Source organism: Fictibacillus nanhaiensis (assembly GCF_042686385.1).
GTDB classification, from domain to species: Bacteria; Bacillota; Bacilli; order Bacillales; family Fictibacillaceae; genus Fictibacillus; species Fictibacillus nanhaiensis.
On the sequence record NZ_JBHUPF010000006.1, the window covers coordinates 1,224,346 to 1,238,084 of the forward strand.

General features: G+C 41.4%; 11 protein-coding genes and 1 other annotated feature (1 of these 12 running past the window's edge). All 11 genes read left to right on the forward strand.

Annotated features, from left to right (window positions below; translation table 11 throughout):
- Positions 1-225: a binding site (T-box leader), on the forward strand (it extends 41 nt beyond the left edge of the window).
- 120 nt (positions 226-345) lie between these two features.
- The 11 genes from ilvB to clpX all read left to right on the forward strand — a co-directional run bounded on the left by ilvB (position 346) and on the right by clpX (position 13,475).
- The gene (gene ilvB, locus ACFS5O_RS09730; RefSeq protein WP_318300252.1) at positions 346-2,064 is read left to right on the forward strand and encodes an acetolactate synthase large subunit; all 1,719 of its coding nucleotides are present in this window, start codon (positions 346-348) and stop codon (positions 2,062-2,064) included.
- The gene (ilvN, locus tag ACFS5O_RS09735) at positions 2,061-2,579 is read left to right on the forward strand and encodes an acetolactate synthase small subunit (RefSeq protein ID WP_205726995.1); all 519 of its coding nucleotides are present in this window, start codon (positions 2,061-2,063) and stop codon (positions 2,577-2,579) included. The genes ilvB and ilvN overlap by 4 nt, the downstream gene beginning before the upstream one ends.
- Positions 2,580-2,594: 15 nt before the next feature.
- Positions 2,595-3,620, forward strand: coding sequence for a ketol-acid reductoisomerase (ilvC, locus tag ACFS5O_RS09740; RefSeq protein WP_144698753.1), 1,026 nt, complete (start codon positions 2,595-2,597; stop codon positions 3,618-3,620).
- A complete protein-coding gene (locus tag ACFS5O_RS09745) occupies positions 3,607-5,148 on the forward strand; it encodes a 2-isopropylmalate synthase (RefSeq protein ID WP_205726994.1) in 1,542 nt (513 codons plus the stop codon). The genes ilvC and ACFS5O_RS09745 overlap by 14 nt, the downstream gene beginning before the upstream one ends.
- An 18-nt stretch (positions 5,149-5,166) precedes the next feature.
- The gene (gene leuB / locus ACFS5O_RS09750) at positions 5,167-6,261 is read left to right on the forward strand and encodes a 3-isopropylmalate dehydrogenase (RefSeq protein ID WP_205726993.1); all 1,095 of its coding nucleotides are present in this window, start codon (positions 5,167-5,169) and stop codon (positions 6,259-6,261) included.
- A gap of 14 nt (positions 6,262-6,275) precedes the next feature.
- A complete protein-coding gene (gene leuC / locus ACFS5O_RS09755; protein WP_205726992.1) occupies positions 6,276-7,712 on the forward strand; it encodes a 3-isopropylmalate dehydratase large subunit in 1,437 nt (478 codons plus the stop codon).
- On the forward strand, positions 7,699-8,295 hold the full coding sequence (gene leuD / locus ACFS5O_RS09760; protein ID WP_205726991.1) for a 3-isopropylmalate dehydratase small subunit: 597 nt from the start codon (positions 7,699-7,701) through the stop codon (positions 8,293-8,295). The genes leuC and leuD overlap by 14 nt, the downstream gene beginning before the upstream one ends.
- Before the next feature lie 40 nt (positions 8,296-8,335).
- Complete coding sequence (ilvA, locus tag ACFS5O_RS09765) at positions 8,336-9,289, forward strand: threonine ammonia-lyase (protein ID WP_318300251.1); 954 nt, start codon at positions 8,336-8,338, stop codon at positions 9,287-9,289.
- A gap of 160 nt (positions 9,290-9,449) precedes the next feature.
- A complete protein-coding gene (locus tag ACFS5O_RS09770) occupies positions 9,450-10,469 on the forward strand; it encodes a tetratricopeptide repeat protein (protein WP_205726990.1) in 1,020 nt (339 codons plus the stop codon).
- 106 nt (positions 10,470-10,575) lie between these two features.
- The gene (gene tig / locus ACFS5O_RS09775; RefSeq protein ID WP_205726989.1) at positions 10,576-11,868 is read left to right on the forward strand and encodes a trigger factor; all 1,293 of its coding nucleotides are present in this window, start codon (positions 10,576-10,578) and stop codon (positions 11,866-11,868) included.
- 332 nt (positions 11,869-12,200) lie between these two features.
- Positions 12,201-13,475, forward strand: coding sequence for an ATP-dependent protease ATP-binding subunit ClpX (gene clpX, locus ACFS5O_RS09780; protein ID WP_066396593.1), 1,275 nt, complete (start codon positions 12,201-12,203; stop codon positions 13,473-13,475).
- The last annotated feature ends 264 nt before the right edge of the window (positions 13,476-13,739 follow it).

Consider the following 13,739-nt stretch of genomic DNA (forward strand, 5'->3'; position numbering starts at 1 on the left):
CAGAGAGCCGGTGGTTGCTGTGAACCGGTTATCCCTAATACCAGGACATCCCTCCTGAGTGTCCTTTTGAACGTTTCTTAGTAGGAAGGGCCAAGCGGTAAGACCATTATTTGTCGCTTGTTATCAAATGACGATAATTTCGTCTTGAGGCAGTTCTTGCGTGTGTCAGCAAGTACTGTGAATAAGGGTGGTACCGTGGAAAAAATGAACTTTTTCACCCCTTTGGATAGGATTGACCTGTCCATTTGGGTGGAGGAGTTTTTTTTATTGGTTTTGCAAGAGCAACAACAGATGTGTGAATAATCTTTTTCCAAATAAAGGTTCGAAGTAAAAGGAGGAATGAAAATGAAGGCCAGTTGGGTGGCTGAGAATAAATCAGTCGAAACTTCATTAGTCTCTGGTGCTGAACTATTTATTCAAGGGTTGCAGAATGAGAATGTTGAAGTTTTGTTTGGTTATCCCGGAGGTGCTGTACTTCCAATCTATGATGCCCTTTACAAATCAGAGATGAAACATGTTCTAACGAGACATGAACAAGGAGCCATTCATGCTGCACAAGGTTATGCAAGGGTAACTGGCAAACCAGGTGTAGTGTTAGCTACATCAGGACCAGGTGCTACTAACCTTGTTACAGGTATCGCGGATGCGATGATCGATTCTATTCCTCTTGTAATCTTCACCGGGCAGGTAGCGACGACAGTAATCGGAACGGATGCTTTTCAAGAAGCAGACATCGTCGGGATCACCATGCCGATCACGAAACATAATTATCAAGTCCAGCGGGCAGAAGACCTGCCGAGAATCATGAAAGAAGCTTTTCATATAGCAAACACCGGAAGGAAAGGTCCGGTTCTAATCGATATACCGAAAGATGTTGCCGTTAGAACTGCTGAAGTTAAAGAGGTTTCGGCTATTTACCTTCCAGGTTACCAACCAACTTTAAAACCTAATATCCTTCAAGTGAAAAGATTGAATGAAGCTTTGTTGCAAGCGAAAAGACCTGTTCTCTTAACAGGTGCTGGGGTATTGGCAGCAAGTGCTGAAAAGGAGTTACTCGTATTCGCGGAATATCACCAGATACCGGTTGCTCAAACCCTTTTAGGTCTTGGTGGATTTCCTGCTGAACACCCGCTTTGCTTGGGAATGGCAGGAATGCATGGAACTTATGCAAGCAATATGGCTCTATATGACTGCGATCTTTTAATAGGCGTTGGAGCTAGGTTTGATGACAGGTTAACAGGTAACCTAGATCATTTTGCTAAAAGAGCAGTGGTTGCGCATATCGATATTGATCCAGCTGAGATCGGAAAAAATGTTCCTACTGAGATTCCTATCGTGGGGTGTGCGAAAGAGACCCTATCTGCACTCAATCAAACAAGAGGTGATAAAGGGGACTATAGCGATTGGATCAGTCAACTGACGCAGTTTAAGAGTGAGTTTCCTCTTACGTATAAGACAGATGTATCAGAATTGAAGCCGCAAAAATTAATGCAGATTCTTCATGATGTTACGAAAGGAGAAGCCATCGTTTCAACTGATGTAGGACAGCATCAAATGTGGGCAGCTCAATATTATACATTTTTAGAACCAAACAGATGGATAACGTCTGGAGGACTTGGAACGATGGGATTTGGATTTCCTGCAGCAATCGGAGCGAAAGTTGGAAAGCCGGAGCTTCCGGTAATAGCAGTTGTTGGAGATGGCGGGTTTCAGATGACGCTTCAAGAACTTGGAGTTCTCCAAGATTGGGAGCTACCTGTCATCGTAGTCATTGTGAACAATAAATCTCTTGGGATGGTAAGACAGTGGCAAGAAATATTCTATGAAAAGCGATTCTCACACTCGCTACTTGATATCCAACCTGATTTTATCAAGCTAGCATCCGCATACGGAATTGATGGGAAACGCGCTGAAACAGAAAGTGATGTAAGAGAAGCTCTGACACTAGCTCTTGCGTCGAAAAAACCATTTGTTCTCGATTGTGTAGTTACAGCTGATGAGAATGTCTATCCGATGATTGCTCCAGGAAAAGGACTACATGAAATGATTGGAGTGAGGGGATGAGACGGATCATTTCAGCGACGGTTCTAAACGAAAGTGGCGTATTGAATCGTTTGACCGGATTGCTGACAAAACGCCAATTCAATATAGAGAACATTACGGTCGGACATACAGAAGATCCAGCCGTTTCTAAAGTAACACTAACCGTTTGGGTAGAAGATGATCGTAAAGCTGAACAACTTGTAAAACAGCTTCATAAACAGATTAATATCCTAAAAGTTCGGGATCTGACAAACATGTCTCTTGTCTCTAGAGAACTTGCTCTCATCAAAGTTCTTACAACACCTGATACGCGAAGCGAGATTAAAATGCTGATCGAGCCATTTCGAGCGACCGTGCTTGATGTTTCGCTCGAAAACGTAACGCTTGAAGTAACGGGAGACGGTGAAAAGATCGATGCGTTGATCGAACTGCTCCGTCCATATGGTATTAAAGAAATTTCAAGGACAGGTGTTACCGCTATCCCTCGCGGAACACAAAAGAAAGTACTTGAGTTTCACCCCTATTCTATTATGTAAAGGAGAATGATGAACATGGCAAAAGTATATTACGAAAACGATCTTTCTAACGATGTATTAAAGAATAAGAAGGTTGCGGTAGTAGGTTATGGTTCTCAAGGGCATGCTCATGCTTTAAATCTAAAGGATAGCGGCTATGATGTTGTAGTTGGTGTTCGAGAGGGACGTTCTTTTGACGAAGCAGTTAAAGATGGATTTGAAGTCTATCCTGTTCGTGAAGCGGCTAGACTTGCGGAAGTGGTAATGGTCCTATTACCAGATGAGAGGCAGCCTGAAGTTTACAGAAATGAAATTCTACCTGAACTTTCTCCGGGCAATGCACTCGTTTTTGCTCATGGGTTCAACGTTCACTATCATCAAGTGGTACCACCTCAAGATGTGGATGTATTCTTAGTCGCTCCTAAAGGTCCAGGTCATCTTGTTCGTCGTACATTTGAATCAGGTGAAGGAGTACCAGCACTTTTCGCGGTATACCAAGATGCTACAGGCACTGCTAGAGAAACGGCGCTTAGCTATGCTAAAGGAATTGGTTCTGCTAGAGCTGGAGTGCTTGAAACGACTTTCCAAGAAGAAACGGAAACAGACCTTTTTGGTGAACAGGCGGTGTTATGTGGTGGACTGTCGTCACTTGTAAAAGCCGGATTTGAAACACTAACAGAAGCAGGATATCAACCGGAAGTTGCTTATTTTGAATGTTTGCACGAATTAAAATTAATTGTTGACCTCATGTATGAAGGTGGTCTAGAGGGAATGAGATATTCAATCTCAGATACGGCTCAATGGGGAGACTTCCAATCGGGACCGCGCGTAATCGATGAAAGAGTGAAAGAATCAATGAAATCCGTTCTGAAAGATGTTCAATCGGGAGAGTTTGCTAAGGGTTGGATTTTAGAGAATCAAGCGAATCGACCTGTATTCCATGTGGTGAACAACCAAGAGAAGAACCATCCGATTGAAAAAGTAGGGAGGGAACTTCGAGCAATGATGCCATTCGTAAAATCAAAACAAAAAAAGGAGGCCGTTGCTAGTGCGAAAAATTGAAATCTTTGACACGACTTTGCGTGATGGAGAACAAACAGCAGGGGTCAATCTAAACACAGCAGAAAAAATTGAGATTGCTAAAAGACTAGAAATGCTTGGGGTCGATGTCATGGAAGCGGGATTTCCGGCTGCATCCAAAGGTGATCTTGAAGCTGTGAAAAAAGTAGCGTCGATCGTAAAAAATTCAACCGTTACCGCTTTGGCTCGTTCAAATACATCAGATATCGATTATGCGTGGGAAGCTTTGAAAGATTCTGCTGAGCCAAGGCTGCATGTCTTTCTAGCAACATCCCCCATCCACATGACATACAAGTTAAAGAAAACACCAGACCAAGTCGTTGAGGCAGCGGTTGGTGCAGTCAAATATGCACGACAAAAATTTCCTGTCGTGCAATGGTCTGCAGAAGATGCATGCCGGTCAGACCTTAACTTTTTATCACGCATTGTTGAGAAAGTAATCGATGCTGGAGCAACGGTCATTAATATACCAGACACGGTTGGTTTTACGAATCCTGAGGAATACGGCAGAATCTTTCGTTATCTATTAAACCATGTACCTAACATCGAAAAAGCTATTCTTTCTGCTCACTGCCACGATGATTTAGGAATGGCTGTTGCTAATTCTTTATCAGCGATCGAGCATGGAGCGAACCAAGTTGAATGTACGATCAACGGAATCGGCGAAAGGGCGGGAAATGCATCGTTAGAAGAGATAGCCGTAGCTTTAGCGATCCGTGAAGATTTTTATCAAGCGAAAACACGATTAAAGCTAAATGAAATCAGTCGTACGAGTCAGCTTGTTAGCAGGCTAACGGGAATTGCTGTTCCCCCAAATAAGGCTGTTGTAGGGAAAAATGCTTTTGCACATGAGTCAGGAATACATCAAGACGGTGTTTTAAAAGAAAAATCGACATACGAGATCATTACACCTGAACTTGTAGGGGTTCCTTCTAACCAACTCGTGCTCGGCAAGCATTCTGGGGGTCACGCGTTTAAAGATTACTTGCATAAGTTAGGTTTACATCCAGATGAAAACAAAATCAAGGCACTTTTTGAAGATTTTAAACAACTGGCTGATAAGAAAAAAGAGATGACAGAAGAAGATATCTTCGCTCTACTCATCGACCATAAAATACAACCTGAAGTGCCGTTGTATCAATTGAAAGATATTCAAGTGAACTATGGTACGAATCAGATTCCTACTGCCACGTTAAGATTATTAACTCCAGGCGGAAAGCTGATTCAAGATGCTGCAACTGGTTCAGGTAGTGTCGAAGCGATCTACAATACGCTTGGAAAGATGCTTCCTTCTTCGATCAAGCTGAATGATTATCGAATTCAATCAGTGGGAGCTGGGCGTGATGCTCTCGCTCAAGTGTTTGTTCGAATCGATAGTGATGGCCATGAGATCAACGGAAGCGGAACAGCTCAAGATGTTTTGGAAGCGTCAGCTAAAGCTTATGTGCACGCCTATAATAAGCTTCAGCTTCATGATGAAAAGAAGAGCTATGAAGCAATGAGTATCTAAATTTAGGAGGGATGTTAGATGAAAAAGAGAATAGCAGTTTTGCCTGGAGATGGGATCGGTCCGGAAGTGATCAAGGGTGCTCTACAAGTGTTAGACGGTGTAGCAACGCGGTTTGGTCATGAATTTGAGACGATTGAACAAGTATTTGGAGGTGCTGCTATTGACCAGGAAGGTACTCCTATCCCAGATGCCACGCTAAAAACTTGCAAGGACAGCGATGCTGTTCTGCTCGGAGCGGTTGGTGGACCAAAATGGGATAAAGGAGATGTTCGACCTGAACAAGGGTTACTCGCTTTACGAAAAGAGATGAACGTGTTTGCGAACGTAAGACCTGTTCATGTTTATCCTGGTCTAGAACATCTATCACCTCTTAAATCAAACAAGGTAAAAGGTGCTGACTTTGTATTTGTTCGCGAACTGACCGGTGGGATCTATTTTTCAGAGCCGAAAGAACGGAATGAAAATTGTGCGGTAGATACATTGTCGTATACGCGCGAGGAGATAACGAGAATCGTTGAAAAAGCGTTCGAGTTAGCTTCTTCTCGAAGAAGAAAAGTAACCTCCGTTGATAAGGCAAACGTTCTTGAAACGAGCAAATTGTGGAGAGAAATCGTAGAGGACGTAGCTAAAAAATATCCAAACGTTGAAACGGAGAACTTGCTTGTAGATTATGCTGCCATGAGGATGATCAGTAATCCTACAAGTTTTGATGTGGTCGTTACTGAAAATATGTTTGGAGATATATTGTCTGATGAAGCTTCTGTTCTTACGGGTTCGTTAGGGATGATGCCTTCTGCATCACTTAGTGAAAACGGTCCTGGTCTATATGAGCCTATACATGGATCAGCACCTGATATCGCTGGAAGCGGTAAAGCGAATCCGATCGGGATGATCCTCAGTGTCGCGATGATGCTTCGTCATTCCTTCCAACTTGAAAAAGAAGCCGTGGCCGTTGAACTTGCCGTTTTTGAAACGCTGCAGGCAGGTTATCGTACAGGAGATATATATGGTGATAGTGGTACTTTAGTATCTACGAAAGAAATGGTCAATCAAATTCATTTTAGAATGTTGGAAGATTCAACAAGTGCGACTCTTCTAGAGGTTTATGTGTAGGGAGGTAGATTTCTGTGAGTAAAACAATAATTGATAAACTTTGGGATCGTCATATTGTCGTAAAAGAAGAAAATAAACCAGATCTTCTCTACATTGATCTGCACCTCATTCATGAAGTGACATCACCACAAGCGTTTGCTGGGCTAAGAGAAAAAAATAGAACCGTCAGACGACCGGATCTATGTTTTGCCACGATGGATCATAACATTCCGACGATCAATCGGTTCAATATTAAAGACGAAACGTCACGTTTACAAGTTCAAACGCTTGAAAAAAACTGCGAGGAATTCGGTATCCAACTTGAGGGATTGAACTCCGGACAACAAGGAATCGTTCACGTTATTGGACCGGAACTTGGGTTGACACTGCCAGGCAAAACGATCGTCTGTGGAGATAGTCACACCTCCACGCATGGCGCTTTCGGCGCCCTCTCTTTTGGGATCGGAACAAGCGAGGTTGAACACGTTCTTGCTACACAAACGCTGTGGCAGAATAAACCAAAACAGATGAACGTTAAGATTGATGGTGAGTTAGGATTTGGTGTTACAGCGAAAGACGTCATCTTATGGTTTATAGCGAAATTTGGAACGAATGTTGGTACAGGTTATATTATTGAGTTTTCTGGTAGCACGGTTAGAAAATTTTCGATGGAAGAACGAATGACGCTTTGTAACATGTCTATAGAGGCTGGAGCGAAAGCATCGGTCGTTTCTCCTGATGATGTTACCTTTTCCTATATATCAGGTAAGCGCTATGCTCCAAAGGATCAAGAATTTCTGGAAAGTTGTAAGAGATGGAGAGAGCTTAGAAGTGATGAGAATGCTACATTTGATCAAACGATTGAGATTGATGCGTCCGAGATCGAACCAATGGTTACATGGGGAACGACCCCGTCCATGTGTTTGCCGATCAGTGGAGTGATTCCTGCAGAGGATAGTTCTCCCTCTGCCGAAGAGAAGCAATCGTTGAAAAACGCACTTCAATACATGGGTTTTAATGGAAATGAAAAAATAGAAGATATCCCTGTTCAGCACGTGTTTATTGGATCTTGCACAAATTCAAGACTTAGTGACCTACTCCAAGCTTCTAAAGTTGTTGAAGGCAAAAAGGTACATCCGGAAGTCCGTGCAATCATAGTTCCAGGATCACAAGCTGTAAAAAAAGAAGCAGAGAACCTTGGGTTGCATCAGATGTTTATAGATGCAGGGTTCGAATGGCGTGAATCGGGATGTTCGATGTGTTTGGGGATGAATGATGACATTGTTCCAGAGGGCGAAAGATGTGCTTCTACCTCAAACCGTAACTTTGCTGGCAGGCAAGGAAAAGGTGCGAGGACACACCTAGTTAGTCCGATCATGGCTGCAGCTGCAGCTTTAGAGGGTAAATTCACTGATGTTCGTTCTATACTTCCTAAAAAAGAACAGGAGGTAGATCGTTATGCCGGGGTTTAAAACACATTCAGGCAGTGCTGCAGTCTTAGACAGAGATCATGTGGATACAGATCAGATCATTCCAAAGCAATTTCTGAAAAAGATTGATAAAGCAGGGTACGGTGAGTTTTTGTTCTTTGATTGGAGATATCATTCTAATGGAGAGGAAAACGAAAATTTTGAACTGAATTCGCCAGAAACGAAAGAAGCTTCAATATTAGTTACAGGGAAAAATTTTGGTTGTGGGTCTTCCAGAGAGCATGCGCCTTGGGCCTTAAAAGATTACGGGTTTCAAGTGATTATCGCTGAAAGCTTTGCGGATATCTTCTTTAACAACTGTGTGAAAAATGGCATCTTACCGATCCGTCTCTCGAAGGATGAGATTAAAACCCTACAAAAAGAGATGTCTGGAAAGCTCATACGAACGTTGAGAGTCGATCTTGATCAACAACAGGTAGAGAACGAAAAAGGAGAGGTATTTCACTTTGAATTTGATCCGTACTGGAAAAAGATGCTTCTTAACGGATGGGATGAAATATCAATTACACTTCAACAAGAAGCTTCCATTAAAAAATATGAAGATGAAAGGATTGTGAACGGATAATGGGGATTTAACGATCACAGCAGAACGTTTATTTCACGCTTTGGAAGAAGTTTCAAAAATCGCACACCGTACGCCTCTTAAACAATCAACAACTCTTAACAAGTGGACCGGTGGAAAGGTGTATATGAAGCTTGAGAATCTACAGAAAACGGGTTCGTTTAAATTACGAGGTGCTTATTACAAAGTTTCTACATTAAACGAACTAGACAGCGCGAGAGGTGTGATCGCTGCGTCAGCTGGAAACCATGCACAAGGACTGGCACTCTCCTGTTCACTTCGTGGAATAAATTCTAAAATCTTCATGCCGGAAAATGCACCTCTTTCCAAGGTAGACGCTGTAAGATCTTATGGAGCGGATATCGTTTTAGAAGGCGACAACTATCAAGCAGCTTATGAAGCAGCCAAAAGAGAAGAAGAAAAAAGCGGAGGCGTCTTTGTTCATCCCTTTGATGATTACGATGTGATCGCGGGACAAAGCACCGTTGCTCTTGAGATGTTGCAGCAAAAACCTGAATTAAAAACGATTGTTGTACCTGTAGGAGGGGGAGGTCTGTTGGCTGGTATTGCACTAGCGGTAAAGTACATCAGACCTGATGTGCGAGTTGTAGGTGTGCAATCGGTGAATGCTAGTGCTGTCTATCAAGCCTACACAGGATCTACAAGAAAAACGTTAACTCGCTGTACCTCGATCGCGGATGGAATCGCTGTAGTTAAGCCTGGAGAGATCACTGTTCCTGTGATTTCAAAATATGTGGATGAAATGGTCACTGTGACAGAAGAACAGATCGCATATGCGATGATGTTTATGCTTGAGCGTGAAAAGGTGGTCGTAGAGGGAGCGGGTGCTGCTAGTTTAGCCGCCGTAATGTTCCATAGTCGTCTTGCGCTCGATCAACAAGTAGGTCTTATCATTAGTGGTGGTAATGTAGATCCTATTAAATGGTCATTATATAAAGGGATGGCCGATAAAGTGAACTTAAAAAGAATTAGTTAATAATTGGGGCTTGCTCAGAAGAGAAATCTTTTGAGTGAGCCTTTTTGTTTTTTTGAACAGCGTGTTAACGAATTCTGAGTTATAACTTCTTAGTTATCTTGAGTTCATCTGGCGAAACTGCTATTCTTTAGTCAAATATTAATGGAAGCGGAGAGTTGTGATGACTAACGAAAAGAACAACAAAAACAATATCGTTCGGTTTCCTAACTTAAATGGACGTCTTTTAGAAAAAGGAATGGATTCTTTAAAAAGTAAAAAATACGACGAATCTTTATCGTGTTTTGAACAACTGCTTCATGCAGATCCAATGCATGCACAAGGCAACCTTGGGCTTGTTTTAAGTTTGGTTGAATTAGGACGCTTACACGAAGCCAAACAAAGATGCGACCGTATGCTTAAAGAAGGGATCGGAGAATATTACGACGTACTTCAAATTTATTTAAGTATATTAGTTCAGTTATCAGAATACATAGCCGTTGTTTCCGTGATCGAAGCTGTTCTTGAAGAGCAAAAGATTCCTGCAGACAAAGCCGAAACGTTTTATCAGCTTCTCCAGTTCAGCCGTAAAGTAATTGAGCAGGAAGGTGTTCCTGAAGTGAAGAAAGATCCAGAACTTCCAACAACACCTCCAGCTAGTCCTGATTTTCAAGCGTTAAAAGAGATGCTTGCTAGCGATCAGGCAGACTCGCAGTGGATGGCTGTACAACAGTTGAAGCGCCTCGGACCCGATATGGTCATCCCGATGTTTGAGTCTTTTTTAATAGATGAAAAAAAACATCCGGCTGTAAAAAGCTTAATCCTGCAATACCTAAAAGAAAACCAAGTAGATAAAATCGTAAAGATAGAGAAATACGGACAACTCACTGAAGTGGACATCGCAAACCTAACGGATTTAAATGAGAATCACTTTTATAATGAAGTAAGATCTTTGATCAAAGACGAACTTGAGCAAGAGAACCCATCACTACTCGAGATCGCACTCGCCGTGTGGAAGGATTATTCACTCGCGCTATATCCTTTCTCTCCGACTCCCGAAAATAAGATCCTATGGTTTGAGGCAACTGTTATGGCTGCAAATATTCTCTGTGGAATGGAAGAAGAAATGGATCAAGAAGATGATGAATTACAGAAAGCAGTAAAGGTTCTCGTCGAATTGGAAAGATTTTATATGCAGACTTAATGAGAAAGTGATGTAACTTGTTGAAATACAAAACGTCTATGCTATAATGGAATGGTTGTAATCTATATGATAGTTATGGAAATACCGATGTTGGAGGGAACATTTAATGACTGCTAAATGGGAAAAGTTAGAAGGTAATCAAGGTGTCTTAACGGTAGAAGTTGAGGCAACTGAAGTAGATACAGCGCTTGACCAAGCGTTCAAAAAAGTTGTAAAACAAGTAAACGTACCAGGATTCCGTAAAGGGAAAATGCCTCGTAGACTTTTTGAACAACGTTTTGGAGTAGAGTCTCTTTACCAAGACGCTCTAGATATCCTATTGCCTAAAGCATATGGAGACGCTGTACAAGAAGCTGGTATCGAGCCAGTTGATCGTCCAGAAGTTGACATCGAAAAAATGGAACAAGGAAGCAACCTTGTTTTCACAGCTAAAGTAATCGTTAAGCCAGAAGTTAAACTTGGTGATTACAAAGGTCTTGAAGTTGAGAAGACTGAAACTGAAGTTACAGACGAAGATGTTCAAAACGAACTTACTTCTCTTCAAGAACAACAAGCTGAGCTTGTAGTTAAAGAAGAGGGTACTGTTGAGAACGGCGATACTGTAAACATCGATTTCGAAGGATTCGTTGATGGCGAAGCTTTCGAAGGTGGAAAAGCTGAGAATTATTCTCTTGAAATCGGATCTGGATCTTTCATCCCAGGTTTTGAGGAGCAATTAGTTGGTGAAAAAGCTGGCGCTGAAAAAGAAGTTAACGTTAACTTCCCTGAAGAGTACCATGCTGAAGAACTAGCTGGTAAGCCTGCTGTTTTCAAAGTAAGCATCCACGACATCAAAGCTAAACAACTTCCAGAACTTAATGACGAGTTCGCTAAAGAAGCTGAAGGCGATGCTGAAACATTAGAAGATCTGAAAAAAGAACTTCGCACAAAGCTTGAAGAGAGCAAAAAGCAAGAAGCTGAAAACAAAACTCGTGAAACAGTAATCGAAAAAGCATCTGAGAATGCAGAAATCGACATTCCTGAAGCAATGGTAAACACAGAGCTTGACCGCATGGTTCAAGAATTTGGCCAACGTCTTCAAATGCAAGGTATGAACCTTGATCTATACTACCAGTTCTCTGGTACAAGCGAAGAAGCACTTCGTGAGCAAATGAAAGAAGATGCTGGAAAACGCGTTCGTACTAACCTAGTACTTGAAGCGATCGTTGAAGCTGAAAACATTGAAGTTTCTGAAGAAGAAATCGATGCTGAACTTAGCAAGATGGCTGAAATGTACCAAATGGAAGTAGAACAAATCAAACAGATGCTTGCTATGCAAGGCGGAAATGATGCAGTAGCAGCTGACTTGAAAGTACGTAAAGCAATCGACTTTCTTGTGGAAAACAGCAAAACTGTTTAATCAATAATTAAATAAGTTCATAAATTAAAACAAGGCGCGATCCTTATGTATCGTGCCTTGTTTTGCCATACATATAAAATTTCTATTTAAAATACACATCCTATCTGAAATATAGGTTTTAAATCTTCCGGTATTGTTCATACTTATATAGAGCATTACCATACATATTTATTAAGCGTTATTATTTCCGTTTTATTATGGAAGTGTGATACAATCCATTATAATCAACGGAATGCTTAAAGTAGTAGAAAAGATAATCAGACTTTCCTTCAGAATTTATCTGAATTTTAGTCAAGCGTTTCATCCATATTCTCGTTTTAGGGGTGATATCATTGTTTAAATTTAATGATGAAAAAGGGCAATTGAAATGTTCTTTCTGTGGTAAAACACAAGATCAAGTAAGAAAACTGGTTGCTGGACCAGGTGTATATATTTGTGATGAATGTATCGAACTTTGTACTGAAATCGTAGAAGAAGAATTAGGTACAGAAGAGGATGTAGAACTAAAAGAAGTACCAAAACCAGTAGAAATTCGTAAAATTCTTGACGAATATGTTATCGGTCAAGCTCAGGCTAAGAAATCACTTTCTGTAGCCGTTTACAATCACTACAAACGTATAAATTCAACTCAAAAATCGGATGAAGTTGAACTAGCGAAAAGTAACATTGCAATGATCGGACCAACAGGTAGTGGTAAGACGCTCCTTGCTCAAACGTTGGCTCGTATCTTAAACGTACCGTTTGCTATTGCTGATGCTACATCTTTAACTGAAGCTGGATACGTAGGTGAGGATGTAGAGAACATTCTCCTTAAATTGATTCAGTCTGCAGATTATGATGTTGAGAAAGCAGAAAAGGGTATCATCTATATCGATGAGATCGATAAGATTGCACGTAAATCCGAAAACCCTTCTATCACAAGAGATGTTTCTGGTGAAGGCGTTCAGCAGGCTCTTCTAAAAATCCTTGAGGGTACAGTAGCTAGCGTGCCGCCACAAGGAGGAAGAAAGCATCCTCACCAAGAGTTCATCCAAATCGACACGACAAACATTCTGTTCATTTGTGGTGGAGCATTTGATGGTATTGAACAAATCATCAAACGCCGACTTGGTAAGAAAGTGATTGGGTTCAGTTCTGAAACGAAACAAGCTGACTTAAAAGCGGGAGAATACTTATCTAAAGTTCTTCCTGAAGATTTACTTCGCTTTGGTTTGATTCCTGAATTTATCGGTCGTTTGCCGGTTATTTCAAACCTGAATCCTCTTGATGAGGAAGCGTTGATCGAAATCTTAACAAAACCTAAGAACGCACTTGTAAAACAATATCAAAAGTTATTGGATATTGACGGTGTCGAACTAGAATTTACGGACGAAGCTCTTCGGGAAATTTCTGCTCAAGCTATCGAACGTAAAACAGGTGCACGTGGACTTCGTTCGATCATCGAAGGAGTTATGCTTGACGTAATGTTTGAGCTGCCTTCTCGTGAAGATGTTGTTAAATGTATCGTAACGAAAGAAACGATCTCTGACAAAGTACCACCAACTCTTGAGTTAGAAGATGGTACGGTTATCGAACAATCAAAAGAAACTCCAAAAGAGAGTGCTTAATTTTGAGACCAGCGTATGCTGGTCTTTTTGTTTGGGCTAAACCAAGTCAGGAAAAGTTTGTGTTGAAGGCTTTTACTAGACTGTTTTCTATAAGTTTTTTGCTTTTGGATATTTTTGCTTACTTACAGGTTGATTGAAGAGCAAGGTGCGTGCCTACCACTTGAGCAGCTGCTCGCTAGGCATGCGACGAGGAAACTGGCAGGGTAGAGTTTACTTTTAGACGCAGGAGCAAGAATACTTCATTGAAGCGGTCAGGTGGAGACT

Excerpts from the sequence above, each read along its gene's own strand:
- leuD (WP_205726991.1), top strand. The coding sequence starts at position 7,699 with ATGCCGGGGTTTAAAACACATTCAGGCAGTGCTGCAGTCTTAGACAGA.
- tig (WP_205726989.1), top strand. The coding sequence starts at position 10,576 with ATGACTGCTAAATGGGAAAAGTTAGAAGGTAATCAAGGTGTCTTAACG.
- ACFS5O_RS09770 (WP_205726990.1), top strand. The coding sequence starts at position 9,450 with ATGACTAACGAAAAGAACAACAAAAACAATATCGTTCGGTTTCCTAAC.
- ilvB (WP_318300252.1), top strand. The coding sequence starts at position 346 with ATGAAGGCCAGTTGGGTGGCTGAGAATAAATCAGTCGAAACTTCATTA.
- leuB (WP_205726993.1), top strand. The coding sequence starts at position 5,167 with ATGAAAAAGAGAATAGCAGTTTTGCCTGGAGATGGGATCGGTCCGGAA.
- ilvN (WP_205726995.1), top strand. The coding sequence starts at position 2,061 with ATGAGACGGATCATTTCAGCGACGGTTCTAAACGAAAGTGGCGTATTG.
- ilvC (WP_144698753.1), top strand. The coding sequence starts at position 2,595 with ATGGCAAAAGTATATTACGAAAACGATCTTTCTAACGATGTATTAAAG.